At 65.4% G+C, this 26,933-nt stretch carries 27 protein-coding genes; 12 read left to right on the plus strand and 15 right to left on the minus strand.

Annotated features, from left to right (window positions below):
• Positions 1-162 precede the first annotated feature (162 nt).
• Positions 163-1,035, minus strand: coding sequence for a pyridoxal kinase PdxY (gene pdxY / locus ACL9RJ_RS21465; protein ID WP_017129368.1), 873 nt, complete (start codon positions 1,033-1,035; stop codon positions 163-165).
• A 114-nt stretch (positions 1,036-1,149) separates the two neighbouring features.
• On the opposite strand from pdxY, the gene ACL9RJ_RS21470 reads away from it, so the two are divergent.
• Positions 1,150-1,554 (plus strand): DUF3301 domain-containing protein, encoded by a 405-nt coding sequence (locus ACL9RJ_RS21470; protein WP_017129367.1) that lies wholly within the window; start codon positions 1,150-1,152, stop codon positions 1,552-1,554.
• Between the two features lie 167 nt (positions 1,555-1,721).
• On the opposite strand, the gene ACL9RJ_RS21475 is transcribed toward ACL9RJ_RS21470, so the two are convergent.
• A complete protein-coding gene (locus ACL9RJ_RS21475) occupies positions 1,722-2,699 on the minus strand; it encodes a CobW family GTP-binding protein (RefSeq protein WP_422765648.1) in 978 nt (325 codons plus the stop codon).
• 35 nt (positions 2,700-2,734) lie between these two features.
• Here ACL9RJ_RS21475 and ACL9RJ_RS21480 point away from each other — a divergent pair, with 35 nt between their 5' ends.
• On the plus strand, positions 2,735-3,091 hold the full coding sequence (locus ACL9RJ_RS21480; protein WP_042937067.1) for a hypothetical protein: 357 nt from the start codon (positions 2,735-2,737) through the stop codon (positions 3,089-3,091).
• 10 nt (positions 3,092-3,101) lie between these two features.
• On the opposite strand, the gene ACL9RJ_RS21485 is transcribed toward ACL9RJ_RS21480, so the two are convergent.
• Genes ACL9RJ_RS21485 through dksA form a run of 3 tightly spaced genes read right to left on the minus strand, consistent with a single transcriptional unit; the run spans position 3,102 to position 5,395 of the window.
• Complete coding sequence (locus ACL9RJ_RS21485; protein WP_422765649.1) at positions 3,102-3,752, minus strand: DUF1826 domain-containing protein; 651 nt, start codon at positions 3,750-3,752, stop codon at positions 3,102-3,104.
• Positions 3,752-4,963, minus strand: coding sequence for a zinc metallochaperone GTPase ZigA (gene zigA, locus ACL9RJ_RS21490; RefSeq protein WP_177087307.1), 1,212 nt, complete (start codon positions 4,961-4,963; stop codon positions 3,752-3,754). The genes ACL9RJ_RS21485 and zigA overlap by 1 nt, the downstream gene beginning before the upstream one ends.
• Positions 4,964-4,990: 27 nt before the next feature.
• Complete coding sequence (gene dksA / locus ACL9RJ_RS21495) at positions 4,991-5,395, minus strand: RNA polymerase-binding protein DksA (RefSeq protein WP_017129362.1); 405 nt, start codon at positions 5,393-5,395, stop codon at positions 4,991-4,993.
• Between the two features lie 123 nt (positions 5,396-5,518).
• On the opposite strand from dksA, the gene ACL9RJ_RS21500 reads away from it, so the two are divergent.
• Positions 5,519-5,896: a glutamine synthetase gene (locus ACL9RJ_RS21500; protein ID WP_177087309.1), complete on the plus strand. Its 378-nt coding sequence runs from the start codon at positions 5,519-5,521 to the stop codon at positions 5,894-5,896.
• Between the two features lie 147 nt (positions 5,897-6,043).
• On the opposite strand, the gene ACL9RJ_RS21505 is transcribed toward ACL9RJ_RS21500, so the two are convergent.
• Complete coding sequence (locus ACL9RJ_RS21505) at positions 6,044-7,273, minus strand: N-acetylmuramoyl-L-alanine amidase (protein WP_422765650.1); 1,230 nt, start codon at positions 7,271-7,273, stop codon at positions 6,044-6,046.
• Positions 7,274-7,404: 131 nt separating this feature from the next.
• Between ACL9RJ_RS21505 and folE2 the strand changes: the two genes are divergently transcribed.
• Genes folE2 through thrS form a run of 8 tightly spaced genes read left to right on the plus strand, consistent with a single transcriptional unit; the run spans position 7,405 to position 14,993 of the window.
• Positions 7,405-8,301: a GTP cyclohydrolase FolE2 gene (gene folE2 / locus ACL9RJ_RS21510; protein WP_177108978.1), complete on the plus strand. Its 897-nt coding sequence runs from the start codon at positions 7,405-7,407 to the stop codon at positions 8,299-8,301.
• Positions 8,298-8,966: a metal ABC transporter ATP-binding protein gene (locus tag ACL9RJ_RS21515; RefSeq protein WP_177108977.1), complete on the plus strand. Its 669-nt coding sequence runs from the start codon at positions 8,298-8,300 to the stop codon at positions 8,964-8,966. The genes folE2 and ACL9RJ_RS21515 overlap by 4 nt, the downstream gene beginning before the upstream one ends.
• Positions 8,967-8,968: 2 nt before the next feature.
• A complete protein-coding gene (locus ACL9RJ_RS21520) occupies positions 8,969-9,835 on the plus strand; it encodes a metal ABC transporter permease (RefSeq protein ID WP_042937065.1) in 867 nt (288 codons plus the stop codon).
• 11 nt (positions 9,836-9,846) lie between these two features.
• Positions 9,847-10,734, plus strand: coding sequence for a metal ABC transporter substrate-binding protein (locus tag ACL9RJ_RS21525; RefSeq protein WP_017129356.1), 888 nt, complete (start codon positions 9,847-9,849; stop codon positions 10,732-10,734).
• Positions 10,731-11,165, plus strand: coding sequence for a phosphoribosyl-AMP cyclohydrolase (gene hisI / locus ACL9RJ_RS21530; protein WP_103032611.1), 435 nt, complete (start codon positions 10,731-10,733; stop codon positions 11,163-11,165). The genes ACL9RJ_RS21525 and hisI overlap by 4 nt, the downstream gene beginning before the upstream one ends.
• Positions 11,162-11,722: a carbonate dehydratase gene (locus ACL9RJ_RS21535; RefSeq protein ID WP_017129354.1), complete on the plus strand. Its 561-nt coding sequence runs from the start codon at positions 11,162-11,164 to the stop codon at positions 11,720-11,722. The genes hisI and ACL9RJ_RS21535 overlap by 4 nt, the downstream gene beginning before the upstream one ends.
• Positions 11,723-11,724: 2 nt before the next feature.
• Positions 11,725-13,062, plus strand: coding sequence for a dihydroorotase (locus ACL9RJ_RS21540; protein ID WP_422765651.1), 1,338 nt, complete (start codon positions 11,725-11,727; stop codon positions 13,060-13,062).
• Positions 13,063-13,100: 38 nt separating this feature from the next.
• Positions 13,101-14,993, plus strand: coding sequence for a threonine--tRNA ligase (thrS, locus tag ACL9RJ_RS21545; RefSeq protein ID WP_017129352.1), 1,893 nt, complete (start codon positions 13,101-13,103; stop codon positions 14,991-14,993).
• 114 nt (positions 14,994-15,107) lie between these two features.
• Here thrS and ACL9RJ_RS21550 read toward each other — a convergent pair whose 3' ends face one another.
• Positions 15,108-15,623, minus strand: coding sequence for a DUF3617 domain-containing protein (locus ACL9RJ_RS21550; RefSeq protein WP_017129351.1), 516 nt, complete (start codon positions 15,621-15,623; stop codon positions 15,108-15,110).
• A gap of 128 nt (positions 15,624-15,751) precedes the next feature.
• Here ACL9RJ_RS21550 and cls point away from each other — a divergent pair, with 128 nt between their 5' ends.
• Positions 15,752-17,191 carry a cardiolipin synthase gene (gene cls / locus ACL9RJ_RS21555; protein ID WP_177087315.1) on the plus strand — a complete coding sequence of 480 codons (1,440 nt, stop codon included), beginning with the start codon at positions 15,752-15,754 and terminating at the stop codon, positions 17,189-17,191.
• 43 nt (positions 17,192-17,234) lie between these two features.
• Here cls and cfaB read toward each other — a convergent pair whose 3' ends face one another.
• The 8 genes from cfaB to hflK (ACL9RJ_RS21595) form a co-directional block, all read right to left on the minus strand.
• Positions 17,235-18,419, minus strand: coding sequence for a C17 cyclopropane fatty acid synthase CfaB (gene cfaB / locus ACL9RJ_RS21560; RefSeq protein ID WP_177087317.1), 1,185 nt, complete (start codon positions 18,417-18,419; stop codon positions 17,235-17,237).
• 85 nt (positions 18,420-18,504) lie between these two features.
• Positions 18,505-19,293 carry a DNA-binding domain-containing protein gene (locus tag ACL9RJ_RS21565; RefSeq protein ID WP_017129348.1) on the minus strand — a complete coding sequence of 263 codons (789 nt, stop codon included), beginning with the start codon at positions 19,291-19,293 and terminating at the stop codon, positions 18,505-18,507.
• On the minus strand, positions 19,284-20,129 hold the full coding sequence (locus ACL9RJ_RS21570; protein WP_017129347.1) for a DUF692 domain-containing protein: 846 nt from the start codon (positions 20,127-20,129) through the stop codon (positions 19,284-19,286). The genes ACL9RJ_RS21565 and ACL9RJ_RS21570 overlap by 10 nt, the downstream gene beginning before the upstream one ends.
• Before the next feature lie 70 nt (positions 20,130-20,199).
• Positions 20,200-20,451 (minus strand): hypothetical protein, encoded by a 252-nt coding sequence (locus tag ACL9RJ_RS21575; RefSeq protein WP_177087319.1) that lies wholly within the window; start codon positions 20,449-20,451, stop codon positions 20,200-20,202.
• Positions 20,452-20,742: 291 nt separating this feature from the next.
• A complete protein-coding gene (locus ACL9RJ_RS21580; RefSeq protein WP_177087321.1) occupies positions 20,743-22,650 on the minus strand; it encodes a cation-translocating P-type ATPase in 1,908 nt (635 codons plus the stop codon).
• Positions 22,647-23,705, minus strand: a complete 1,059-nt coding sequence (gene hflK, locus ACL9RJ_RS21585; protein ID WP_017129344.1) for a protease modulator HflK — start codon at positions 23,703-23,705, stop codon at positions 22,647-22,649. The genes ACL9RJ_RS21580 and hflK (ACL9RJ_RS21585) overlap by 4 nt, the downstream gene beginning before the upstream one ends.
• A complete protein-coding gene (hflC, locus tag ACL9RJ_RS21590) occupies positions 23,702-24,742 on the minus strand; it encodes a protease modulator HflC (RefSeq protein WP_042937040.1) in 1,041 nt (346 codons plus the stop codon). Before hflC ends, hflK (ACL9RJ_RS21585) begins: the two co-directional genes overlap by 4 nt.
• Positions 24,739-26,697: a protease modulator HflK gene (gene hflK, locus ACL9RJ_RS21595; protein WP_422765652.1), complete on the minus strand. Its 1,959-nt coding sequence runs from the start codon at positions 26,695-26,697 to the stop codon at positions 24,739-24,741. The genes hflC and hflK (ACL9RJ_RS21595) overlap by 4 nt, the downstream gene beginning before the upstream one ends.
• Positions 26,698-26,933: the final 236 nt, after the last annotated feature.

The raw sequence follows: 26,933 nt of genomic DNA on the forward strand, positions 1-26,933 counted from the left end.
CCTGTTATTTGGGATGGATTGTTTGGGTGGGGCCCTCTTCCCACAAAGCGGCACCCGCAACCTCCCCCCCCCCCCCCCCCCCCCCCCCCGCTCCCACAGGGTTCAGACGGCGCCCACATGCTGATCGGCAGCGCCTTCCTCCCACAGGATCCAGACAGCGCCCTACACGCTGATCGGCAACGCCTCGAAACGCACCCGTGGATGGGCAATGCGATCCTGGGCGCGCACCAGTTCCAGTTCGTAACTGGCGCAGGCCTGGGTTTCCAGCAGGACCTCATGCACCGCGGCGGCCGTGAACTCGAATGCCGCCACCAGGCTGTCGCCCAGCAGCACGCGCGCCAGGAACAGGCCCGAGGTCAGGTCGCCGACACCCACCGGCTGGCGTGGAAACGCCAGCAACGGACGGCGCAGGTGCCAGTTGCCTTCGGCGGTCACCAGGAGCATTTCGAAGCTGTCCTCGGGTTTGCCCGGGTAGGCCAGGTGCTTCACCAGCACCACCTTCGGCCCGCGGGCCAGCAGGCTGCGCGCCATTGCCAGGCAATCGAACAACGACTGTGGCGAACGCCCGCAGAAACTGTCCAGCTCCAGTTGGTTGGGGCAGAGGATATCGGCCATCGCCGCCGCTTCCTGCAGCAGGAAATCGCTGACTTCCGTCGGCACGCTGCAACCCTTCTCCGGATGGCCCATCACCGGATCACACAGGTACAGGGCCTTTGGGTTGGCCGCCTTGATCCGCGCCACACCGCTGAGAATCGAGCGGCCCTGGGCGGCACTGCCCAGGTAACCGGACAGCACCGCATCGCAGTTGCCCAGCTCGCCGATGGCGGCAATGCCCTCCACCAGTTCGGGAATCTGATGGGGCGCCAGCACCTCCCCGGCCCACTGCCCGTACTGGGTGTGGTTGGAGAACTGCACGGTGTTCAATGGCCAGACATTCACCCCGACCCGCTGCATGGGAAAAACCGCCGCACTGTTGCCGGCATGGCCGAAAACCACATGGGATTGAATGGCGAGCAGATGAGGAGTGCGTTTCATTCCGGATTCCCGAAAGGCAGATGGATTCAAGCCGCGCAGTATGCGACGAAACAGAGCCTGTACGACAGGCCGGCGAGCCAGTTAAGCTGCTCTCAACTTGTTGGAGTGGCGTTCATGCTGACCCTGGGAAATATGTTCGTGCTGATGTTGCTGGCGACCGGCGCAGCCTGGCTCTGGCACAACCACGGCCTGCGCGAACGGGCCCTGGAGCGGGTCAAGCAGCACTGCGCCCGACTGGATCTGGAATTGCTCGACGGCGCGGTAGCCCTCAAGCGTATCGGCTTCGTCCGCGACGCCAATGGCCGGCGGCGCCTGGCCAGGATCTACAACTTCGAATTCACCGTCACCGGCGACCAGCGTCATGTGGGTACCATTACCCAGTTCGGCGCCCACAGTGCGCAGATCGAGCTACCGCCCTACCCGTTCGACGCCAAGCCCGACCTGCCCAGCGCCGAGGTGATCGAACTGAGCCAGTGGCGCCAGGATCACCCCAAGGACCACAGCCGGTCGCACCACTGAACCGTCGGGGTTAGCGCTGGTTTGCCAGCGATTGTGCTGCCGGTCTTATTGCCATCATCGCCAGCAAGCCGGCTCCCACCAGGACCGGTCAAGGCAATATCTCCGCGGTGAAACACCGACCTGTGGGAGCCGGCTTGCTGGCGATAGCGATATCCCGTTCACCCTGATCAACCCTGCAAACGACAACCCGCCATTCCCGCCTTCAGCCGTTCGATCTCCTGCTTTTCAGCGAAAATCAGCTCAAGTCGCGAATCCCGCCGCCATTCACTGGGTTGCCAGTGCCACGACGAGTTATCCACAGCGTTGCTGGAAACCCACCCGGCGGGGCTGTGGATAACCAGCTTGGCCCTGAGCCAGTCCAGGCCTGACAACCACTGGCGGACACGCTCGGGGTCCAGTTGCTGGCTCGGATGCCAGCGCCAGCCGATGCTCCAGTTGCCTTCCTGGACATGCTCCAGGCAGATCGGCTGGGTCGGATCGGTCCAGATCGCCGGCAGCACCACGTTCGCCGGGGCCGCCGGCAATGTCCCCGGCTCATGCGCCCCGCCCGCTGGCGGCGCGGCCAGCGCCAACAACTCGCCCAGCTCCAACGCCCCTTGCTCGGTCCAGCGCACCGGACATTCCGGCAAGCGTGCCAGGGCCCGCCCGCGTTCAACCTCGTCCAGCCCCTGCGACTTGTTCAACAGCAGCAGGCCGGCGAGCGCCAGGGCCTCCTGCTGCGAGTCGGGCAAGGGTTTTCCCGCCGCCAGCGCCCGCGCATCGAGCAACAGTACACAGGGCTGCAAGCTCAGGACCCCGAGCCAGGGCGCCGCCCCCAACTGCCGGAGAATCTGTGCCGGATGACCGAGGCCGGAGGGTTCGATGAACAGTCGGTCCGGCCGGGCCTTGCGCAACAGCCGGCCGAGTCCGACCTGGAAGGGCGCGCCATTGACGCAACACACGCAACCGCCAGCCACCTCGCCCAGTGCGATACCATCGTCGGCCCGGGTCAGCAGCGCGGCATCGAGGCCGATCTGGCCGAACTCGTTGATCAGCACCGCCCACCGCTCGCCCTGGGGTTTCTGCGCCAGCAGGTGGCGAATCAGGCTGGTCTTGCCGGCACCGAGGGGACCGGCGATGACATGCGTGGGAATGTTCTGCAACATAAGTGGACCGATAGGCTTGAAGGGGTGAATGAATGATGCGGTCGATTGGCCTGGGGCTGCTGCTGGCGCTGGGTTCGAGCCAGGTCCTGGCGCAAGCCTGCGTAGTCCGCAGCCATGGCGAACGGCTCGACGTCAAAGTCTGCCAGGAAAACCTCAATATCCCGGCCAAGCTGTTCAGCGATGGCTTCTGCCAGCCGAACCTGCCGGGACAGAAGGTCGAGGTCGAATACGTCGAACAGTGTCCGGGCGGCTCGTTTGGCGTCTGCCGCAACGCCCAGGTAGCCAATATGCCTTACCGCCAGAATATTCACTATTACGGCGTGGCGACGGACGCGGCGTACCTCAGGCCGTTCTGTGAAGGCCAGAGCGGCGGACAGTGGCAAACGCCATAGCGACCGCGGCTCAGGCCAGCCAATCCAGGGTCAGGATCAGACGGCGCCCGCCTTCGGCCACCTGCGGCGAGCGGTGCACCAGGCCAAAGCCTTCGTTGCCATGCCAGCGTTCCCCCTTGAGCAACGCCACCGCACCGCTGTCCACCTGGCGGATCAGCGCCGCCGCCGTGGGCTCTGCCGCCGGATTGCCCAGCTGCCGGCGATCGATCGCGCCCTCCTCCAACCATTCGCTGCCCACCCCGACGTAGGTGGTGATCAACCTGACCGGCACATGGTCGACGTGAAAGCGCGGGCACATGGCCTTGTCCAGCACCCGCAGGCGCAAGCCGATCCGCCGCGCGCCCAGCAGGCAGGCGTAGGCACTGACCAGCCAGGACACGTCGGTCAGAAAACCTTCGTAGCCTTCCAGGTCACTGAAGCCCGACGCCAGCCCCTGCAGATTCGGCATGGCGTCGTCATCGGCCATCTCCAGGATCAGGGACTCCGCCAGCGGCTCGCCCAGGGACAGCAGCAGGTGGGCGAAATCGGCGATATGGCTAGGCAACTGGCGCTGCCAGACCGCCAGGTTGACGCCATTCTCGAAGATCTCGCCGAGTACGGTGGGTGCCTCGCCCCGGACCTGGCGAACCGATGGCTGCGCCTGCAAGCGCGGCGCCAGCATCAGGCGGCCGCCTCTTCGTCGTGCCACGGCCCGAACGGATCGCGCAACCGTTGCCAGCCTTCGACCCCCAGGGCCATCTCGTCATCGGTCAGCAGGCAGGTGTCGAGGCGCGCGGTCATCTGCGCGAAATCGATGTTCTGCCCGATAAACACCAGCTCCTGACGGCAATCGCCGGTGTCGGCGGTCCAGTTCTGCATGATCGCCGCCGTGCTTTCGGCGTCCTGCGGCCAGTGCTGCTTCGGCACGAAACGCCACCAGCGCCCGGCGAAACCATGCCGCATCAGCCCGCCGGCCTGGGACCAGCTGCCCGCCTCCTGGTATTTGCTCGCCAGCCAGAAGAAACCCTTGGAGCGCAGCAGCTTGCCGTTCACCCAGGGCCGGTTGATAAAGTCGAAGAAACGCTCGGGATGGAACGGCCGCCGCGCGCGGTAGGCGGTGGAGGCGATGCCGTATTCCTCGGTTTCCGGCACGTGTTCGCCGCGCAGCTCCTGCAACCAGCCGGGGGCCTGGGCCGCGCGCTCGAAGTCGAAACGACCGGTGTCGAGGATCTTCGCCAACGGCACTTCGCCCATCACCATCGGGATGATTTCGGCCTGGGAGTTCAGGCGTTCGAGAATCGCGATCAGTTCCTCGCGCTCCTGGCTGCTGATCAGGTCGATCTTGCTGACCAGGATCACATCGGCAAACTCGACCTGCTCGATCAGCAGGTCGGTGATCGAACGCTCGTCTTCCTCGCCGAGGGTCTCGCCACGGGAAGCCAGGCTTTCCGCGGCCTGGTAGTCGAGCAGGAAGTTCATCCCGTCGACCACCGTGACCATGGTGTCGAGCCGGGCGATATCGGCCAGGCTCTGGCCCTCTTCGTCGCGAAAGGTAAAGGTCTCGGCCACCGGCAGCGGCTCGGAGATACCGGTGGATTCGATCAGCAGGTAATCGAAGCGGCCGTCGCGGGCGAGCTTGCCGACCTCTTCCAGCAGGTCCTCGCGCAAGGTGCAGCAGATGCAGCCGTTGCTCATCTCGACGAGTTTTTCCTCGGCGCGGTTGAGGCTGACGTCACGCTGGACCTCGCTGCCATCGATATTGATCTCGCTCATGTCGTTGACGATCACCGCCACCCGCAGGTTCTCGCGGTTGCGCAGGACATAGTTGAGCAGGGTACTTTTACCGGCGCCGAGAAAACCGGACAGCACGGTAACGGGAAGACGTTGGGTCATGGTTGATTCCTCATCAGGTCGGCCGGGTCAAAGCGCCCGTTTATGGCGTTCGCGCAGCTCTTCACGTTCTTTGGCTTCGATGCACAGGCTCGCGGTGGGCCGCAGCAGCAGGCGCTTGAGACCAATCGGTTCGCCGGTCTCGCGGCACCAGCCGTATTCGCCACGGGCCAGGCTGTCGAGGGTCTGGTCGATCTTGTCCAGCAGCTTCTTCTCCCGCTCCAGCAGGCGCAGTTGCCATTGCCGCTGTTCTTCGGCGCTGCCGATATCCGCCGGATCGCTGCTCGGTTCGTGTTCGCGCAGGACGTCGAACTCGCCGCTGATACGCTCCTGCAGCTCACGGCGCTGGCTCAGCAACAGCTCGCGGAAGAACCCTTGCTGCGCATCGTTCATGTAATCCGCCTCGGGCTGGGCGAGCAGTTCTTGTTCAGTCATGGGAGGTCAGGCGTCGGGGATTTATTTAATGTTATATTATAACAATGCAATTTAGCCAATCCCCGCTTGCTCGCCACGACGAAGGGCGCAATGCTGGAGCCGATACCTTCCACGAGAACGCCGATGCGCCCTGTCCTGAAACGCTCGCTGCTGAGCCTGCTGCTGGTTGCCGCCAGCGCCTCGGCGCAGATCCCCGGCCCGCTGACCAACTGCACCCGCAGCGCCACGCTGCTGGCGTGCAAGGACGCCGCCGGCAACGCCTATGGCGTCGCCACGGTGGGCAAGACGATTTACCTGCAGGGGTTCGAAGTGATCGGCAAGCGCTACTGGGCGCAGACCAGCAGCCGCTACGGGCAACTGACCTTCTTCACCGGCATCGCCTCGGATGGCGAAGCCTGGGTGGGCTACAGCCGGCGCGTCGGCTGGACCACCCAGAACCGGTTTTCCAGCTCAGGCGGCTTGAGCAGGAAATTTGTCTGCGATCGGATGGTGGGCTGCTAGCGCCCTCGAGAAATGACGCCCTCCCGTGCAGGAGCCGGCTTGCCGGCGATGGCGGCCGAACAGTCGATGCAAGACTTGCCGGCCTCATCGCCAGCAAGCCGGCTCCTACAGGGGTAGCGGTTATCCAGACACCCCGCAGCGACGGGTCTATACCAACCCTTCCTGCACCTGCTGTTGCCGCCAGGCGATATAGCTGTCCTGTGGCGGGTTCTTCTCGAAGTAGGTCTTCAAGCCTTGGAACAGGCCATCGGCAATCGCCTGCTGGTGCCGGGCGGTGACCAGGCGTTCGCTGTCGCGGACGTTGGAAATGAAGCCGGTCTCCACCAGGATCGACGGCACGTCCGGCGACTTCAGCACCGCGAAGCCGGCCTGCTCCACGCGTTTCTGGTGCAGGGTGGTGATGCCTTCCAGGCTGCCGAGAACGGTGTGACCCAGTTGCAGGCTGGCGGCAATGGTGGCGTTCATCGACATGTCGAGGATCACCCCGGCCAGCATCGGGTCCTTGTCCTTGAGGTTGAGCAGACTCTGGGCCCCGATCAGGTCGGCGCCGTTTTCGCGCTGGGCCATGAACCGCGCGGTGGTCGAGGTCGCGCCGCCTTCGGACAGGCAATACACCGAGGCACCCGACGCGGTGATGCGTGGCGCGGCGTCGGCATGCACCGAGATAAACATGTCGGCGTTGTTCTTGCGGGAAAACTCCACGCGCTTGCGCAGCGGCACGAAGAAGTCGTCGTTGCGCACCAGGCGCACATCGAAGCCCTTCTCGCGCTTCAGGCGCTTGGCCAGCAGTTGGGCGATGGACAGCACCACATCTTTCTCGCGCTGGCCCTTCGAGCCCAGGGCCCCCGGGTCCTTGCCGCCATGTCCCGGATCGACCACCACCATGATGGCGCGCTTGGGATGCGGCTTGCCGGGCGCGGTTTCCTGCCGTACCTGGGGAGCCGAGGCCGCCGCCAGGGTCTGCGGCGCCACGCCGGCGGTGCCATTGCTGGTCAGGTCGAGCACCAGCCGATGGCCCTGGCCGTCCTGGGGCGGCAACAGGAAGCTGTTGAGCTGGATCGGCGTCGCCAGGTCCAGGACGATCCGGGTGTCGCCCTGGCCGAAATGCCCGGAGCGGATCGAACGGATCACCGTGTTCTTCAAGGCCAGCTGACTGAAATCGCCGGTCAGCTTCGCCCCGCTCAGGTCGATGATCAGCCGCTCGGGCGAGGTCAGGGAAAATGTCTTGTATTGCACCGGGCCGCTGAGATCGAGCACCAGGCGCAGCTTGTCGCCGGTACGCCACAGGCGCGCATTCTGGATCTGTGCCGCGGACAGGCCCAGGGGTATGAAGGCCGCACCGGCCAACAGGAAATTGAGCAGCTGACGTCTATGCATGAACCGATAACCAAAAATTAAGGGAGCGTCCGTACTCGATATCGCTGTGTGAAAGCCCCAGCAAAAAAGGCATCGTCGACCGAATAGTTATAATATAACATGTCATTTTATTTCCGACGATGGACCTGCTCATGAATGCGTTGACGCTGCCGGATATCGCCGCGCAGTCATCCCGGCAAGCCTTGCCCCTTGAGTGGGTGGGCATGTGCGGCATTGCTCTACCGGTCGCAATTGGCGGCCACCGTCTCAATGCGAAAGCCGACGCCGGCGTCAGTCTCGACGACGGCGAAGCGCGTGGCATCCACATGTCGCGCCTGTACCTGGCCCTGGAGCGCCTGGAACAGCAGGAGCTGACGCCCGCACTGATCCGTGAGGTGCTGCAGCAGTTCCTCGACAGCCACGACGGCTTGTCCCACAGCGCCTACCTGCGCATTCATACCGACCTGTTGCTCAAGCGCCCGGCGTTGGTCAGTCCGCTGGCCGGCTGGAAAACCTATCCAGTCAGTGTGTTAGCCGAACTGAAAAACGGAATGTTCCACGTGGAACTAAAAATTGACGTGGCCTATTCCTCGACCTGCCCCTGCTCGGCAGCCCTCGCCCGACAACTGATCCAGCAACAATTCGCCAACGACTTCGCCAACAAGCCTCTGGAGCACAGCGATATCCTCAGCTGGCTCGGCGGTACCCAGGGCATCGTCGCTACACCGCATAGCCAGCGCAGCATTGCACACCTGCAAATTCATCTTGATGAAAAAACGTATCGGTTTCCCTTCGAGGCCCTGATCGACGACGTCGAGGCCGCCCTCGGCACCGCCGTGCAGACCGCCGTGAAACGCGCGGACGAGCAGGCCTTTGCCCTCGCCAACGGCCAGAACCTGATGTTCTGCGAAGACGCCGCACGCCGTCTCAACCTGGCGCTCAAGCGCTCGGAGGCGGTACAGGGTTTCCAATTGCGGGTGGTGCATGCCGAAAGCCTGCACGCCCATGACGCGGTGGCCGAAAGCCGCTGGAACTGGAGGCAGTCATGATCCGCTGCCAAGGCCTGCGCTGGGGCGCACCGGGCCAACCCCTCACGCCCGCGGTGGATTTCGAACTGGCCGCCGGCAGCCTGACGGGCGTGATCGGCGCCAACGGCACCGGCAAAAGCAGCCTGCTGAAGGTGATCGCCGGGCTGCAAAAACCCTTGGCGGGCAAGGTCACCCTCGATGTTCCACGCCGTGGCAACCTGTCTTTCCTGCCGCAGCAACAGCACCTCGACCGGCAATTTCCCATCAGCCTGCAAGAGCTGGTAGCGGCCGGCTTCTGGGGCATCAAGCTGACGCCGCAGCAACGTAGCGAACGCCTGGAGGCGGTGCTGGAAGACTGGTGCCTGAGCGGCCTGGAGCACCGTCCGTTGATGGCCTTGTCCGGTGGCGAATTGCAACGCGCCCTGCTCGCCCGCCTGAGCCTGGCCGAAGCGCCGATCCTGCTGCTCGACGAACCCCATGCCGCGCTCGACGAGGATGGCAATGCCCTGCTGTGGAAACATATCCATGCCTGGCACGCGGCGGGTCGCACGCTGGTGGTGGTCTGCCATGACCTGGCCTCCGTGCGGCACCACATCCCCGACGCCTTGCGAATCAAGAGCAGCGGCTGCGTGCTGGCCCCGAGCACCGAACTGATCGTGCAACAGCCGATCACGCGGGTGGCCTGATGCTGATGTTTGCCCACCATCTCTGGCAGCCGTTCCAGGATTTCGTCTTCATGCGCCGGGCGTTGCTCGGTGGCCTGGTGCTGGCCTGCAGTACCGCGCCGCTGGGGGTGTTCCTGATCCTGCGGCGCATGAGCCTGATCGGTGACGCGGTGGCCCACGGCATCCTGCCGGGTGCCGCCCTCGGTTTCTGGATCGCCGGGCTGAGCCTGCCGGCCCTGACCCTCGGCGGCCTCGGCGCGGGCATGGGGATGGCCGGCCTGTCGGCCTGGATCACCCGTCGCACCGGCCTGCGCGAAGACGCCAGCCTCGCGGCGATCTATCCGATCTCCCTGGCCAGCGGCGTGCTGATCCTCGGCATCGCCGGCAAGCGCCTGGACCTGCTGCACCTGCTGTTCGGCTCGGCGCTGGCGGTGGATGGACCGACCCTGACCGGCATGCTCTGGGTCTGCAGCATCAGCCTGGTGCTGCTGGCGGCGATCTACCGGCCGCTGCTGCTGGACACCCTCGACCCGCTGTTCCTGCAGACCGTCAGCCGCCTCGGCCCGTTGGCCCACGGGGTGTTCCTGACCCTGGTGGTACTCAACCTGGTGATCGGCTTCCAGGCCATCGGTGCGCTGATGGTGGTCGGCCTGATGATGCTGCCGGCCATCGCCTCGCGTTTCTGGAGTCGGCGCCTGCCGGTGCTGATGGCGATCGCGGCGCTGATCGGCTGTGTCTCGGTCACCCTCGGATTATTGCTGTCGTTCTACTACTCGCTGCCCAGCGGCCCGGCCATCGTGCTGGTGGCAGGCGGCTTTTACCTGCTGTCCGTGGTTTTCGGTCCGGTGCACGGTCTGCTGCGCCGACCGCCCTTGCCTACATCCCAATGAGGTGTCACCCGATGCGCGCTTTACTCGTGTTGTTCAGCTCCATGCTGGCCTTGTCATTGAACCTGTCCAGCGCCCAGGCGGCGGACAAGCTTCCCGTGGTCGCCAGCTTCAGTATCCTGCGAGATATCACCCAACAGATCGGCGGCGATCATATCGAGGTCACCGGCATGGTCGGCCCGGATGCCGACGCCCACACCTACGAGCCGACCCCGGATGACGCCAAGGCGCTGCTCAAGGCCAAGCTGATCGTCAAGAACGGCCTGGGCTTCGAACCCTGGCTCGACCGCCTGGTGACCAGCACCGAAACCAAGGCCACCGTGGTCACCGCCAGCAAGGGTGTGATTTCCCATACCATGGAAGAGGACGGCGAGACCATTCCCGATCCGCACGCCTGGCACAACCTGGCGAACGCCGAGCTGTACGTGAACAACATCACCAAGGCGCTGATCCAGGTCGACCCGGCGAACAAGGACGACTACACCCGCAACAGCCAGGCCTACCTGAAGCAGATCTATCGCCTGCTGGCCGAAGCCAAGGTCAAGCTCGGCAACCTGCCGGCCGGCAACCGTCGCATCGTCACTTCCCATGACGCCTTCGGTTACCTGGGCCAGGCCTACGGTATCCAGTTCCTCGCTCCCCAGGGCCTGTCCACCGAGCGTGAACCCTCCGCCGCCGAAGTCGCCACGCTGATCACGCAGATCCGCAAGGACAAGGTCAAGGCCGTGTTCATGGAGAACATCAAGGACGCCCGCCTGCTCAAGCAGATCGCTGACGAGAGCGGCGCGCAGATCGGCGGCACCCTGTACTCCGATGCCCTCGCGGCCGAAGGCCCGGCGAGCACCTTTACCGGATTGTTCGAATACAACATGAACACCCTGCACGCGGCGCTGAGCAAATGACCGCGCGGCCGCCCCTGTCGATGCTCGATCTGGAGAGCGCGGCGACGGGCAGCCGCTGGCCCCTCGCGGCAGTGCTCGAGGCACTGCCGTGGAACGATGACGGCCTGATCGCCGCCATCGCCCAGCAACACGACAGCGGCGAAGTGCTGATGCTCGCCTGGATGAATCGCCAGGCCCTGGCCGAAACCCTCGAGCAACGCCAGGTCTGCTACTGGTCGCGCTCGCGCCAGCGGCTGTGGCGCAAGGGCGAAAGCTCGGGACATCGCCAGCGCCTGGTGGAGGCCCGCCTCGATTGCGACGGCGACGCCATCCTGCTGCTGGTCGAGCAACAGGGCCCGGCCTGCCATACCGGGCGCCCCAACTGTTTCTACAACGCGATTCGTGGTGGCGCGGTGGAAGTCATCAGCGCCCCCGAGGAGACCTCTGCATGATTCGCAAGAACCCTTCCGGCGACCTGCCGGTCATCGCCGAGTCCGCCTATGTGGACAAGACTGCGATCATCTGCGGCAAGGTGGTGATCGGCGAGAACGTCTTTGTCGGCCCCTACGCGGTGATCCGCGCCGACGAAGTGAATGAACGCGGCGAGATGGACCCCATCGTCATCGGCGCCAACTCGAATATCCAGGACGGCGTGGTGATCCACTCCAAGTCCGGCGCGGCGGTGACCATCGGCGAGTTCACCTCCATCGCCCACCGTTCGATCGTCCACGGCCCCTGCACGGTCGGCAACCGGGTCTTCATCGGTTTCAACAGCGTGCTGTTCAACTGCGCGGTGGGTGACGGCAGCGTGGTGCGGCACAACTCGGTGGTCGACGGTCGCGACCTGCCCCCTGGTTTCTATGTGCCCTCCACCACCCGCATCGGGCCAAGCACCGACCTGTCGCAGTTCCCTCCGGTGAGTGTCAGTGCCTCGGAATTTTCCGAGGATGTGGCGCGCACCAACGTCGATCTGGTCCGGGGCTACAAGGCCCTGCAAAACGAGTTCTGAACATGAGCAGCCTGCTGATCCGCAATGCCCGCGTGGTGAACGAGGGCCGTGAGTTCGACGCCGATGTCCGGGTGCTCAACGGCCGCATCGAACATATTGCCCCACAGATCAGCAATGCCAGCGCCGACCGGGAAATCGACGCGGCCGGCGACTGGCTGCTGCCGGGAATGATCGACGACCAGGTGCATTTCCGCGATCCCGGCGCGCCGCACAAGGGCAGCATCCATACCGAATCCCGGGCGGCAGTGGCCGGCGGCATCACCAGCTACATGGACATGCCCAACACCCGGCCGGCGACCCTGACCCTCGACGCCCTGGCCGACAAGAAGCGGCGGGCGGCGATCAACTCGGTGGCCAACTACGGTTTTCATTTCGGTGTCAGCAACGACAACCTCGACACCGTGGCGGCCCTCGATCCGCGGCAGGTGGCCGGGGTCAAGGTGTTCATGGGCGCCTCGACGGGCAATATGCTGGTGGACGACCCACGGGTGCTCGAACGGCTGTTCGCCGAGGTCCCGACCATCCTGCTGGCGCATTGCGAACACACGCCGACCATCGACCAGCGCATGGACAATCTGCGCGAACTGTTCGGCGACATGATCCCGCCCGGCGCCCATCCGCTGATCCGCAACGCCGAGGCCTGTTATCGCTCCTCGTCGCTGGCGGTCGAGCTGGCCAGGCGACATGGCACCCGCCTGCATGTCCTGCACCTGACCAGCGAGCGCGAACTGGCACTGTTCGAAAACAAGCCGCTGAGCGAAAAACGCATCACCGCCGAGGTCTGCCTGCATCACCTGCTATTCGATGACCGCGACTACCCGCGCCTGGGCAACCTGATCAAATGCAATCCGGCGATCAAGCACCAGTCGGATCGCGACGCCTTGCGCGAAGCGCTGCTGAGCAACCGCCTGGATGTGATCGGCAGCGATCACGCACCGCACACCTGGGAAGAAAAACAGCGGCCCTACAGCGAAGCACCTTCCGGCTTGCCGCTGGTCCAGCACGCGCTGCCGGCGCTGATGGAGCTGGTGGCGGCCAAGGTCCTGCCGCTGACCACCCTGGTGGCAAAGACCAGCCACCGGGTTGCCGACCTGTTCGCCATTCCCGAGCGCGGCTACCTGCGCGAAGGCTACTGGGCCGACCTGGTGCTGATGAACCGTCAGCCGGTGAACCGCGCGGTCAGTAACGAACCGATTCTCTACCAGTGCGGCTGGACCCCGTTTGTCGAACGCAGCTTTCGTCATCACGTCGGCACCACGGTGGTGTCCGGGCAGATCGCCTGGCATGCCGGACAGATCCATGACAACTGCCAGGGCCAGCCCCTGCAGTTTCTTCGCTGATCCACCTTTATCGCCTGATCGACCAAGGACACCCCTCGATGATCCGCATCACCCTCCCCGACGGCTCGCAGCGCGAGTACGACCAGCCGCTCTCGGTCTTCGAAGTGGCCGCCAGCATCGGCCTCGGCCTGGCCAAGGCGGCGGTGGCCGGCCGGGTCGACGGCAACCTGGTGGATTGCGCCACCCTGATCGAGCGGGATGCGCGCGTGAGTATCGTCACCGGACGGGACGACGAAGGCCTGGAAATACTCCGGCACTCCTGCGCGCACCTGCTGGCGATGGCGGTCAAGCAACTGTATCCCTCGGCCCAGGTGACCATCGGCCCGGTGATCGAAGACGGCTTTTTCTATGACTTCGCCTACGAACGGCCCTTCACCCCCAAAGACCTGGAACTGATCGAAGCGCGGATGCAGGCCCTGGCCGCGACCAATCATTCGATACGCCGACGCACCTTGCCGCGCGCCGAAGCCATCGAGTACTTCGAAGCCCTGGGCGAGCACTACAAGGCCGAGCTGATCCGGGCGATACCGGAAGGGGAAACGCTGTCGCTGTACCGCCAGGGCGATTTCGAGGACCTGTGCCGTGGCCCCCACGTACCTTCGACCGGCATCCTCCAGGCGTTCAAGCTGACCAAGGTGGCCGGCGCCTACTGGCGCGGCGATGCGAACAATGCACCGCTGCAACGGATCTACGGCACCTGCTGGGCCCGGCCTGCGGACCTCAAGGCCTACCTCACCCGCCTGGAAGAGGCCGGCAAGCGCGACCACCGCAAGCTCGGCGCACAACTGGACCTGTTTCACTTCGACGATTGCGCGCCGGGATCGGTGTTCTGGCATGCCAAGGGCTGGACCCTGTTCCAGCAACTGATCGGCTATATGCGCCAACGCCAGGAACAGGCCGGCTATGTCGAAGTGAATACCCCGGATGTCATGGACCGGGGCCTGTGGGAAACCTCCGGGCACTGGCAGAACTACCGCGATCACATGTTCACCACCACGACCGAGGATGAGCGGGTATTCGCCCTCAAGCCGATGAACTGCCCCGGCGCGGTGTCGATCTTCGGCCACGGCCTGAAGAGCTACCGCGACCTGCCGCTGCGGATCGCCGAGTTCGGCAAGGTGCATCGCTACGAACCGTCCGGGGCCTTGCACGGACTGCTGCGGGTACGCCACTTCACCCAGGACGACGCGCATATCTTCTGCACCCCGGCGCAGATGCAGGCCGAATGCGAAACGGCGATTGCCCTGGTGTTCGATATCTATCGCGAGTTCGGCTTCGAGGATGTCGTGGTGAAGCTGTCGACCCGCCCGCTCAATCGCATCGGCAGCGACGAGACCTGGGACCAGCTGGAAGGTGCGCTGATCGGCGCCCTGGGACGGATGGGGATCGAGTACCGGCTCAATCCCGGCGAAGGCGCCTTCTATGGGCCGAAGCTGGAATTCGTGTTGCGCGATGCCATCGGCCGCGACTGGCAGTGCGGGACCTTGCAGGTGGACCTCAACCTGCCGGAGCGTTTCGACATCGGCTACATCGGCGAAAACGGCGAGCGCCAGCGGCCGGTGATGTTGCATCGGGCGCTGTTCGGCTCGCTGGAACGGTTTATCGGGATCCTGATCGAGCACTACAGCGGTGCCCTGCCGCTATGGCTGGCACCCCGCCAGGCGGTGGTGCTGAATATCAGCGAGGGCCAGGCCGACTATGCCCGGGAGGTCGCCGAGGAGCTGAAGCGCCGTGGTGTCCGCGTCGTCGCCGACCTGCGCAACGAGAAGGTCGGCTACAAGATCCGCGAGCACAGCCTGCAGAAGGTGCCGTACCTGCTGGTGGTGGGTGAGAAGGAAAAGGCCGCGCAGCAGGTCAGCGTGCGCAGCCGGCAGGGCGAAGACCTGGGGACGATGGGCGTCGAGGCGGCGTTGCAACTCCTGGCTTCGTGACCTTGTCACCGGACTTCTGTGGGAGGGGGCTCGCCCCCGAAGCTTTTAGTGCCCTCACGGCCCTCTTCGGGGGCAAGCCCCCTCCCACAAGGCCCGTTGCTGCCTGCAAGGCGATCAGGAACGGGGCTTGACCACGCCGCAATCCTGCCCCAGCCAGACGGCCTTGGTGTCCATGCTGCCGTTCTGCTGGACACCCGTGGCATTGAAGGTGCCGCTGACCTGGGTGGTGAACTCGCGATCACTGACAAAGTGCGCCGTGCCCGCCCCCTGGGCCTTCGGACAGCTGAACCTGAACTTCCAGTTCGGGCCGTTGCGCTCGGTAATCTGCTGGCTGCAGCCGGACTGCGGATCGGTCAGCGGAATCGAGTCGGAAGCCACCTGCTGTGGGGTCAGGCACATCCGGACACCCTGCCCGCCCAGATTGATGCCCTGCTTTTCCAGGGCCGCCCGCTGCTCCGGCGTGGTGTTCTGCTTGAGCACGCCGAGCAGCATGCCGACATCCAGCGACTGGTTTTCGACCTGCACATTGCTTGAGGTCAGCTCCCACAAACCGGGCTGCAGCACTTGCGCCTGGGCGACGGGAATCACGAAGGCACAGGCGATGGCCAGACCCGGCAGACGAAGGTTCATCGTATTGCTCCTAGAGAATTGTCCTGCTTAGACGTCAGAATGATGCTTGGGTTGCGTGATGAATTAAATAGCGACAATCGTGATGGAACATGGTCTGTTAGGCATTGGGAAATCAGGACCTGGAGCTTATGGATTATTTTGGCCCCCATGTTTTCGGCTATCTGATCGCACTGATTCATTCACTCGGGACCATCGCGGCAATCCACGCCGTGCTGACCGTGCGCACCGCACAGGGCTCGATTGCCTGGGCCCTGTCGCTGATCTTCATTCCCTATCTGACGCTGATTCCCTACCTGGTCTTCGGCCGTAGCACCTTCGACGCCTATATCAAGGCCCGGCGCCAGGCCAACGTGGAAATGCGCAAGGCCATCGCCGACCTGAACTGGCGCCCCTGGGTCGAGGAAGCGCTCACCGCCCGCAACTCCCAGGCCTATGCCGCGCTGCGGGCAATGCCCAAGCTCGGTCGCATGCCGTGCCTGGCGAATAACCAGGTCCGCCTGCTGATCAATGGCGAAGCCACCTTCGAGGCGATTTTCCAGGCCATCGGCCAGGCCCGACATGCCGTGCTGGTGCAGTTTTTCATCGTCCACGACGACAAGCTCGGGCGTCGCCTGCAAAGCCTGCTGCTGGAAAAGGCCGCCGAAGGCGTCGAGGTCTACCTGCTGTATGACGGCATCGGCAGCCATGCCCTGCCCCACGGCTACGCTGACGTCCTGCGCGAGGGCGGTGTGCGGGTGAAGGCCTTTGCCACCCGCAGCGGCTGGCTCAACCGGTTCCAAGTGAATTTCCGCAATCACCGCAAGGTGGTGGTGGTCGATGGCCTGACCGGCTTTGTCGGCGGACATAACGTCGGTGATGAATACCTCGGCTCCAGGCCGCCGCTGTCACCCTGGCGCGATACCCATGTGCAGGTCAGCGGCCCGGTGGTGGCCTGCCTGCAGGAGTCGTTCGCCGAGGACTGGTTCTGGGCTTCGCGACAGTTGCCGCCGCTGATCCTGCCGGATGCCTATCCGGATGACGGCGTGCTCTGCCAACTGCTCGCCAGCGGGCCGGCCGATCCCTTCGAAACCTGCTCGCTGTTCTTCGTCGAGGCGATCCACGCCGCCCGGGAGCGGGTCTGGATCACCAGCCCCTACTTCATCCCCGACGAAGCCGTGTTCGCCGCCCTGCGCCTGGCGGTGCTGCGCGGCGTCGACGTCCGCCTGCTGCTACCCTCGCGGCCGGATCACCGGATCGTCTACGCCGCCTCCAGCCTCTATGCCTTCGAAGCGGTGCGCGCCGGGGTCCGGGTGTTCCGCTATGGCCCGGGGTTCCTGCACCAGAAGGTGGTGCTGGTGGACAACGAAATCAGCGCCATCGGCAGCGCCAACCTGGACAACCGCTCGTTCCGGCTGAATTTCGAATTGATGCTGCTGACGGTCGACGAAGCCTTCGCCAGCGAGGTGGAAAACATGCTCTTGAAGGACTTCGACCTGGCCCGGGAGGTGACCCGCGAAGACAGCCGGGAAACCCACCGCCTGCAACAGCTCGGCATGCGGGTCGCCCGGTTGATCTCGCCGATCCTCTAGTGGCTTGTGGCGCCGGGGTTGACCGACAGAACAGGCCACCCGGTCAGCGGTACAGGTCCTCGCGGGTCCAGGGCAGGTCATGGCTGCCATCGGCGAAGGGTTTTACCGCGAGGATCTGGTGCAGGTTGATCCAGCCTTTCTCGAAGGCGTAGGCGCAACCGGCCAGGTACAGCCGCCAGATTCGCAGGGCCTTTTCCGGAACCTGCCGGGCGGCGGCCTCCAGGTTGTTTTCCAGGCGCTGGCTCCAGAAGTTCAGGGTCTTGGCGTAGTGCAACCGCAGGCTTTCGACATCGACCACTTCCAGGCCGGCCTCGCTGATAAACGCCGAAATCATCGACAGGTGCGGCAGTTCGCCATTGGGGAACACATAACGATCGATGAAGTCCCCGGCCCCGCGCCCGACCGGACGCCCGTCGGTGTGCTTGGCGGTAATGCCATGGTTCATCACCAGGCCGCCCTCGCGCACCGCGCCGAAGAGGATATCGCTGTACTGCTTGAGGTTGGCGTGGCCGACATGTTCGAACATGCCGACACTGACCACCTTGTCGAAACGCCCGTCCTGCGGCAGGTCGCGGTAATCGAGCAGTTGCAGGTCGACCTTGTCCTGCAGGCCTTCGGCGATCACCCGCTCCTTCGCCAGGGCCAGTTGCTCCTTGCTCAGGGTGATGCCGAACACCTTGACCCCGAACTCACGGGCCGCGAAACGCGCCAGGCCGCCCCAGCCACAGCCGACATCCAGCAGGTATTCGCCCGGTTGCAGGCGCAGCTTGCGGCACAGGTGACGGAACTTGGCCTGCTGGGCTTCCTCGAGGGTGGCGTCCTCGGTTTCGAAGTAGGCGCAGGAATAGACCATCTCGCGATCCAGCCAGAGCTGGTAGAACGCGTTGGACAGGTCGTAGTGATAGGAAATGGAAGCCGCGTCGGTTTCCTTGTCGTGGGCCTGGCGCACCGGAAGGCTGTCCCCTTCATCCTCCAGCAACGCCTGGCTCAACTCGTCACAGACCCGCACCACTTCGCTGACCGAGCCTTCGAGCTCCAGCTTGCCCTCGACGAACGCGCTGCCCAGCAGGTCCAGCGTGGGGTGCGTGAATTGCGCAACCAGCTGCGGGTCCTTGACGATGATGGTGACACTGGGTTCCGGCCCCAGATTGAATTCATGGCCGTCCCAGAGTCTCAGGCGTAGCGGAAGCTGAAGATTCTGTAAGGCCGGTGGAAGTTGCGCGAGCATGAGTGATCCCCCCTTGTTTCAGACGTCTGATTAAAGGGTAGCGCATCCACGGAAACTGTCAGCCTATCGAGATAATAGTCCCGAACTATGATGTTCGCCGCTGCACCAGGCCGTCGTTCACCCATTGTTTGAGCCAGGTCACGGCCTGCAAGGGCGCACCTTCGCCCAGACTCTGCGCCAGTTCGCCGCATAGCTGCGCGAAACTCCAGCCATCGCGGGCCATGCCGCCCAGGGCCAGGGCTTCGGCGGGCTCCAGGCTGCGGTAATGACAGACCAGGCCGGCGCGCCAGACCAGGCAGGTCTGTGGCGAATCCAGCGGCTCGCTGGCCGGAAAATCGGTTTCGGCCTTCACCGCCCGCCACATCGCCAGGCTGTTGAACGCGCATTCGAGCCAACGGACGCTGGGCACCAGTTCCAGTTGCAGCCCCGGCCAGTCCTCGGGCGGCAAGCTCGCCATGCGCTCCAGGGTCATGGGGTCGCCGGGCAAGGCATCGAAGGCCAGGGTGAAGGCCCATTCCAGGCGTATCAGGTCGGCCAGCGGCGCACTTTGCTCCGCTATCAGGTGACGCTGGACAAAGGCCTCGAACCCCGCGCCCAGCCAGCGCAGGCTGTAGCTGGACGAGGGACATTGACGCAGGTAGGCGTGGGTCAGCGCATCGAACTCATCGTCGCCCAGCCAGTTCCAGACCGTCGGAAAATCGCTGAGCAGGGTTTCCTGCAACCGCGAGCGGTAGGCATTGTGGTAGATCGCCAGGCCAGTCTCGACATCCAGCGTCGGACCGCCGATCAGGCTGCCACTCAGGGCCGCCTCGGCCTCGGACGCTTCGCCCAGCAGGTAGCGTTCAAAGGCCAGTTGCCAATCGTTCAGGCGCATAGCGGTCTCCGCGCCAGCGCGGCGGTGCCCAGCTCGCGGGCCTTGTCCAGTTCCGTCACCAGCTCTTGCAGCGGCGGAAAGTGATCGTCGCGCTCCAGCAGGGTCGCCACCGGCCCGAGGTATTCCAGGGTGCGCTGGTAGAGCTCCCATACCGGATCGCAGACCGGATGGTCATGGGTATCGATCACGTAGTCGCCATAGTCGGCATGCCCGGCCAGGTGCAACTGGCGGATCTTGCGCGCCGGCAGGCTTTGAATGAAGGTCCAGGGATCGAAACCGTGGTTTCGCCCGCTGACATAGACATTGTTGACGTCGAGCAGCAGCTCGCAATCGCTGAGACGGCTCAGGGCCTCGAGGAATTCCCATTCGCAGAACTCGTCGGAAGCGGCGCGCACGTAGCTGGAGACATTCTCCAGCACCAGCGGCTGTTGCAGCACGTCCTGCACCTGGCGCACACGGCCGGCGACGTAGTACAGGCTTTCTTCGGTGTAAGGCAGCGGCAACAGGTCGTGCAGTTGATGGGCGTTGCCACGGCTCCAGCACAGATGGTCGGAAATCCACGCGGGCTTTACCCGGTCGGCCAGCTGCTTGAGGTTCTTGAGGTACTGCGCATCGAGTTCATGGGGGCCGCCGATGGACAGCGACACGCCATGCATCACCAGCGGATAACGCTCGGCGATGGCGTCCAGGTAATACAGCGCCTTGCCGCCCTGGACGAGGTAATTCTCGGAAACGATCTCGAACCAGTCCACGGCGGGCGACTGCTCGAGAATCTCCTGGTGGTAGTGACTGCGCAAACCCAGGCCATAGCCCAGGAAAGGACGGGAAGCGGACATGCTGGACTCCTCGCGAAGTGTCCGCAGCGGCGTGGGGGGGCCGGCCGCTGCGGGAGCACTCGGTCGCCGATTATTCGCCGACTTTACCGCCAGCCGCGTCGCAGGCCGACTTGCTCATTGCCTTGAAGCCCTGGCCTTTGCAGGAGCCCTGGCCTTTGCAAGCGTGATCCTTGGTCTTGCAGTCGTTCTGGCCCTTGCAGGCGTTGACGCCATAGCAGTGAACCTGAGCATCGGCAGCCGACGCCTGGGTAACAACGCCCGCAAACATGGTGGCAGCAGCGAGAGCGAGAGCAGCACCGGCAGCAGCAGTTTTGATGTTCATGTTTTGTTTCCTCGAAATGATCGCTAGGGGTGTCGGTCCGAACGGAATGTTCAGTCTCGACATAGCACTAGAGAGCGGTCGCTTTCGGCTGTTACAGCGCGCGACAAATATTTTCGAGAGAAACCCTGAGTTCTGCTTTTGGGAGTGACGCGGAGCGTCACAGGCTGCATTCCCACGCAGAGCGTGGGAACGATCAAAGCCCTTTGAACCCTGTGGGAGGGGGCTTGCCCCCCAAGGCGTCCTCGGGGGCGCCAGAAGCTTCGGCGGCAACCCCCTCCTACAAGGTTGAGGTCATTCGGGCAATTTGAGCAGCGGCTCCTGGAACCGCAGCAGGCGCCCGGCGTTGCCCAGCACCAGCAAGGTACTGAGGTTGTGCAGCAGTGCCGCGATCATCGCCCCTGCCGCCCCCAGCCAGCCGAAGGCCGCCGCCGCGACAATCGCCAGGGTCCAGCCGAGACCGATCACCACGTTGACCTGCAAGGTCCGCCGGCACTGGCGACTCAGCCGGACACAGGTCCCCAGCCGGCGCAGGTCACTGCCGATCAGCACGACATCGGCCGAGGCCAGGGCGATATCCGCCCCGCCGGCCCCCATCGCCACGCCGACGACCCCGGCCTTGAGCGCCAAAGAGTCGTTGATGCCGTCCCCCACCACCATCGGCCGGAAACCGCTGCCGATCTCGCCAAGCACGCGGGTGAGCTTGTCCTCGGGCAAGGCCTGGGCCTCGATATCGCTGATCCCGACTTCCCGCGCCAGGCTGTCCGCCACGCTCTGGCGGTCGCCGGTCAGCAGCAGTTGTCGACCCAGGCCCAGTTCGCGCAACTCGGCCAGTGCCTGCCGCGCCTCGGGCTTGACGCTGTCGGCCAGCAACAGCCAGGCGAGAAACTCGCCGTCGAGCGCCAGCCCGGCAATCGGCCCGTCGTGCTCGGGCACCGCCGGCGTGGCGATCGCCAACTGCTTGAACAGCTCGGGCCGACCCAGCGCCGCCTGCCCGTGGGCCGTACTCGCCACCACACCGAGGCCCTGGCGTTCATGGACTTCACTCAGTTCGATCCACTGCGTCGGCGCCACCAACCCGGCCAGCGCCCGGCTGACCGGATGGCTGCTGGCCGAACCGAGGCTCGCCGCCAGGCTCAGCAATGGCGCCTGATCGACAACCTCGGTCTGCAGGGACTGCAGGCGCAGGGTGCCGTAGGTCAGCGTACCGGTCTTGTCCACCACCAGCGAGGTCAGGTCCGCCAGCTCTTCGAGAAACGCCGAACTGCGAATCAGGATCCCGTGCCGTGCCGCCACGGCGATCCCGGCAATCGCCGTCGCCGGGGCCGACAGCACCAGCGCGCAGGGACAGGCCGCCACCAGCACCGCGAGCATCGCCTGGGCATCGTTGGTGATAAACCAGGTGACCGCGGCGATCATCAGCACCAGCACCATATAGCTGCCGGCATAACGTTCCAGCAGCCGGGTGATCGGCGGCTTCGAGCGCTCGGCGCTCTGCATCAGCGCGATCACCTTGCCCAGGGTCGATTCGTGGCCGGTGCGGGTCACTTCGATCCGCAGCAGCCCGTCGAGGTTGATCGCCCCCCCGAATACCTGGACCCCGGGACTGGCCTCCAGCGGCACCGATTCGCCGGTGATCGGCGCGGTGTCGAGACTCGCCTGACCCGACAGCACCACGCCATCGGCCGGCACCCGGTCGCCGGCGCGCACTTCCACCTGGTCGCCGGCCTTGAGCGTGGCGTTGTCCACTTCCTCCACGCTGCCATCGGCCCGCACCCGGCGGGCGTGGCTGCGGGTCAGGCGGCCCAGGGCGCCGATGGCCTCCTGGGAGCCGATGACACTGCGTTCTTCGAGCACATGACCGAAGATCATGATGATCGGCAGCAAGGCGGCGGTCAGCAGGTCGCCGGTGGCCCAGGCACCGAGCATCGCCAGGGCGATCAACTGGTCGGTGATCCCGTGCAGGCTCGGGTAACGCAGGCTGTACCAGGCCGAGCGCATCACCGGCACGGCCACCAGGACCGAGGCGAAGCCCAACAGCAACTGGCTGACACCGACCTGTCCGGGCGCCAGCCAGCGCCACACCAGGCCCAGGCCGAGCAGGCCGAGGGCAAGCATCGCCAGCACCAGCTGGCGCGCCGCGCTGCGTTGTTCGGCGCTGCTCAACAGGCTTGGCGCGGGGGTCGCAACGTGGCTACTCATTGTTCAGCTCCCTGAATGATCAGGCGGGAATCATCCCGTGGATCGACCGTGGTCACCGACCCGGCCTGACCGAGAATCTTCGGCAGGCGCTCGCGGTACAGGCGCAGCAGCATGCCCGGATCGCTGCCATCCTGTTGCGCCCTGGCCAGGCTCACCACCGTCGCCGTATCGGCCTGGGCCTTGGCCAGGCGCTCACTGGCCTGGGCCTCGGCGACCCGCACCAGGCGATCGGCGTCCTGGGTGGCCGACTGGCTGAGCTTGGCGGCTTCGTTATGGGCATTGGCGACCGCCTTGTCGGCCTGCTGGCTGGCGGTCAGCACCGCGTTGAAGGCATTCACCGCCGGGCCCGGCAGGCTCGACTGGACGTCGACCCGCGCCACTTCGACACCGATCCCCTGCCCCGTGGCCGCCAGTTCGGCCAGCCGCCGGTTGACGCCCTGCAACAGGTCGCCGCGCAGGCGCTCGCGGCGTTCGGCGGCCTGGCTGTCGCTGCCGATCAGTTCCGGACGGGCCACGAGAATGGTGTCCAGGTCGCGCGCCGCCGTCAGCGCCACGGCGCTGCGGGTGACGATGCGGTCGAGGGCCGGCAGTACATGCCCGGCCTGGAGGACGAAAGCGTAGGGGTCGGTGACCTTGTAGAACACCCGCACATCGAGCTGCACCACCCCGGCATCGCCGGTCAGCAGGTACCCGGAGCCGGCCAGCGCGTCGTTGACCGGCGTCGCCAGGGTCGCCTGGCGATCGGCCTGGAGGGCCGCGTCGGAGCGCAACAGGCCTTCGACCCGCCGCTCGATCACCCGGTCCGCCGCCGGCAAAATCACCACCTGCTCGAACGGTCGCGGCCAGGCCAGCAGCAGCCCGGCATTCTGGATCCGCTCCAGCGCACCGAGGCGCAGGACCACCGCGCGGTCCTGTGGATCGATCTGCCGGACATTGGAGAAGGCCCAGGCCAGCGCCGCCAGCAACGTCACCGCATACAAGCCGAGAAACGCCAGGCGCCCGGCCTGGATCCACGGGCTGCTCAGGCCCGCTTCCTGTTCAGGCCGCTCGCTCATGGCTGCGATCCGTTCTTGCCATCGGTGCCGGGAGGACCGTCCACCAGCACCCGGAACGGCGCCGCGTCGGTACGCAGGATCAGCTTGGTGCCAGGGGTGACGATGGTGCCGAGGGTATCCAGCGAGCGCAGCAGGTTGTACAGCTGCGGCGAGCCGGCGTAGGCGCGACCGTAGATCTGCGCCGCCTCGACCCGCGACTGCGCCTCGATATCCGCCGCCTTGACCGTGGCATCGGCCTGCAGGATGCGCGCGTCGCGTTCGGCGGCGGAGCGGATCTGCGCGGCTTCGCGCTTGCCGATCGCCGTGCGTTCGGTGGCGATGGTTTCCCGTTCGGCACGCATCCGGTCGACGGTGGCCGAGAGCGTGACCGACGGCAGGGTCAGGCGCTCGACGCCGACCTGCAGGACCCGCACGCCATAGGTCGAGAGCAGTTGCTGGTCGATCTGCTGGCGCAGTTGGGCTTCGAAATCGGCGATGCGCACCTGGCCGGCGTCGGTGTTGACCAGGCTCGACAGGTCGAAGCTGGCCGCGGTGGTTTCCAGCGCCGAGCCGACGAAGGTACGAATCTGCCGCGCCGCTTCGTCCGGCTGGTTCTGCACCGCCCGCATGAAGCGCTCGACGTTCTGCGGGTCGCCCTGGACCTGCCACGCGACATAGGCCTGGATGATGATGCGCAGGCCGTCACGGGTGCCGACATCCTGCAGGCCGCTGGAGGTGGTCCGCAGGCGCAGGTCCACCGGGATCGCCGCTTCGAACGGTGCCGGCCAGCGCCAGCCGAGGCCCGGCTCCAGCAAGACCCGCGACGGGTTGCCGAAACGGGTGATCACCGTGGCCTCGCCGGAGCGCACCTGGACCAGGCTCGCCGCCGCGACCGCGAACAGGATCAGCAGCAGTGCCCAGCCCATGCGTCGCCACGGAAAAGGCCCGCCACTCTCGCCCGCGCCATGGTGATGATGGTGGTGGCCGTGATGATGACCATGACCGGCGTGATCGTGGCCCGCGTGATCCTGATGATCGTGTGAATGAGACAGGCTCAAGGGGTGACTCCTTGCTGAACGGCTTTACGCGGCGGCACGGGATCGGCCGGCGGCGTGAATGAACGCAGATCGATGGTGGGCGCGCTGTTGCCCCCCAGGCGATGATCGAGGATCAGCAGCCTGGCCTTGCCCAGCCCCTGGCTCAGTTGCGCCAGGTACTGCTCCAGCACGAAGGCCCGGCCGGCCTGGGCATAGGCTTTCTGTTCGGCGCTGAAACGCAGGTCGGCCGCCCGGGCGCCGGCCTGCACTTCGTGCGCCGTGGCCCGGGCCTGGTCGCGGACGATGCTGGCCTGCAGTTGCGCCTGGTTGGCCTGTTCGCTGGCGGCGCCGCGCTCGCGGGAGATCAGCGCCTGGGCGCTGATCTGCGCGGCCTGCACCGCGTGATAGGCATTGGCCGCGCCGGCCGGCGGGTGAATCGCCTCGACCACCGTGGCGAGGATCTCCACGCCGCTGTCGAGTTGCCGCAGGTCGGCCTGCACCGCGCGGCCGATATCGTCGGCCAGGGCACTGCGCTGTTCGCCCAGCAGGCCATCGAGGGTGCGGGAAGCGAAGTCATGCACCAGCACCCGGCTGGCGGTGCTGCGGATCAGTGTCGGCACATCGGCGCTGTTATAGGTGGCCGCCAGGGCCGCCTGGTCACTCAGGCCGATACGGTAGACAAACCGCACGTCCATGTTGACGATCTGGAAGCCCTGCTTGTCGCCGCTGCTGCTGGCGATCACCTGGGATTTTTCGTTCACATGGCTGGCATCCCACAGGCGGTTGGCGCTGGCCGGCGGCAGGCCTTCGGCCGGTTCGAGCTCGGCTGGGGCGGCAGCGTCGACGCTGGTCGCCAGTTCATGGACCACGCCGTTTTCCACCGCCAGCACGCGGCCCAGCGGCCAGGGCAGGCCGATATGCAATCCGGGGCCGAAGACTTCCACGGGCTTGCCGAAACGCTCGTAGATGCCACGGCCCTGGAGCGGCACTTCGCTGATCCCGCTCAACAGCCAACCCACCGCGAGGACCACCGCCAGCACCGGGGCAAACGCCCGGCGCATATAGCTGAAGGCCCAGATCTGACGCAGGTCGATGCCGAAGCGATTGTGCAGTTCATGTTGCAATGCCATCAACGGCTGCGGCGGCCAGCGCAGCAGGCCGGCGACAAAGCTGGTGGCGATCAGCCGTGGCTCGAGGCGTTCACGGCGGGGGCTGAACAGCGACAGCAGCGCCCGCAGCAGCAACTCCGCCGCCACCAGGGCCGGCAACAGGCCGATCAACGTGGCCAGGCGCGCCGGCCACAGGGTTTCCGGCCCCGTGAACAACAGGCACAGGGCACTGAGCACCAGCACCGTGATCGCGACCCTGATCACCTGGGCCAGGGCCTGCGCCTCCGGCCATTCGGCAACGTGGGCCTGGGCGAGCTGACGCTCCAGCACCAGCAGGGCGAACCCCAGCGACAGGCCCAGCGCCGCCGCGACGGAAGCGCTCAATCCCAGGCTCGTCCCGACCAGCGCCAGGTTCCAGCTCTGCTCGACACTCAACAGCGCCAGCAGCGACCAGCCGGCCAGCCACAGCGTGTCGGGGCCGATCTGCGCCAGGGCATTGCGCCAGGCACCGTTGAAGCGCTCGACCAGGCGCTCGTAGATTCCCACCGCCTCAAGCGCTGGCGACACCAACTCATCGCCCGCGACCGCGACGGGAGCCCTCGCCTGCTCGCGCCAACGCGCCACGCCGGCGGCCGACTGCAACGCCGCGACCACCACCAGCAGCGCGGCGGCGTTATTGCTCAGCAGGGTCGGCCAGATCGAAGCTGGCGCAAAGAGCCCGACAAAGAACCCCAGCACCAGGCCGCTGAGCGCGAGCACGGCCAGGCCGATGCCCAGGTGTCGCAGCCGGCGGGCGTGGAAGCCCGCCCGTTGGAAGCGCGGCAGACCTTCCAGATCGGCCCCCGGCGCTTCAAGATCCACTCGCATGTCCACTCCAGACCCGATGCAACCACCGAGGTCATCCATCGTCAAAATCACCGGTACACCGGCACGCACATCGAGCCGCCATGAGAGGCAGCGTCACCGGGCACCTTGAAGCATTTGGTTACGATATAACAGAAAGAGTGAATTTTCTGTTCACAGAACACTTTTTATTCACATCACCGACAAATCCCGACGGCGTTCCGGCCTGCCGCCAGAACCCATGGACTTATTACCCGAAG

This window comes from Pseudomonas sp. Mn2068, assembly GCF_049319725.1.
Classification (GTDB): Bacteria; Pseudomonadota; Gammaproteobacteria; order Pseudomonadales; family Pseudomonadaceae; genus Aquipseudomonas; species Aquipseudomonas gingeri.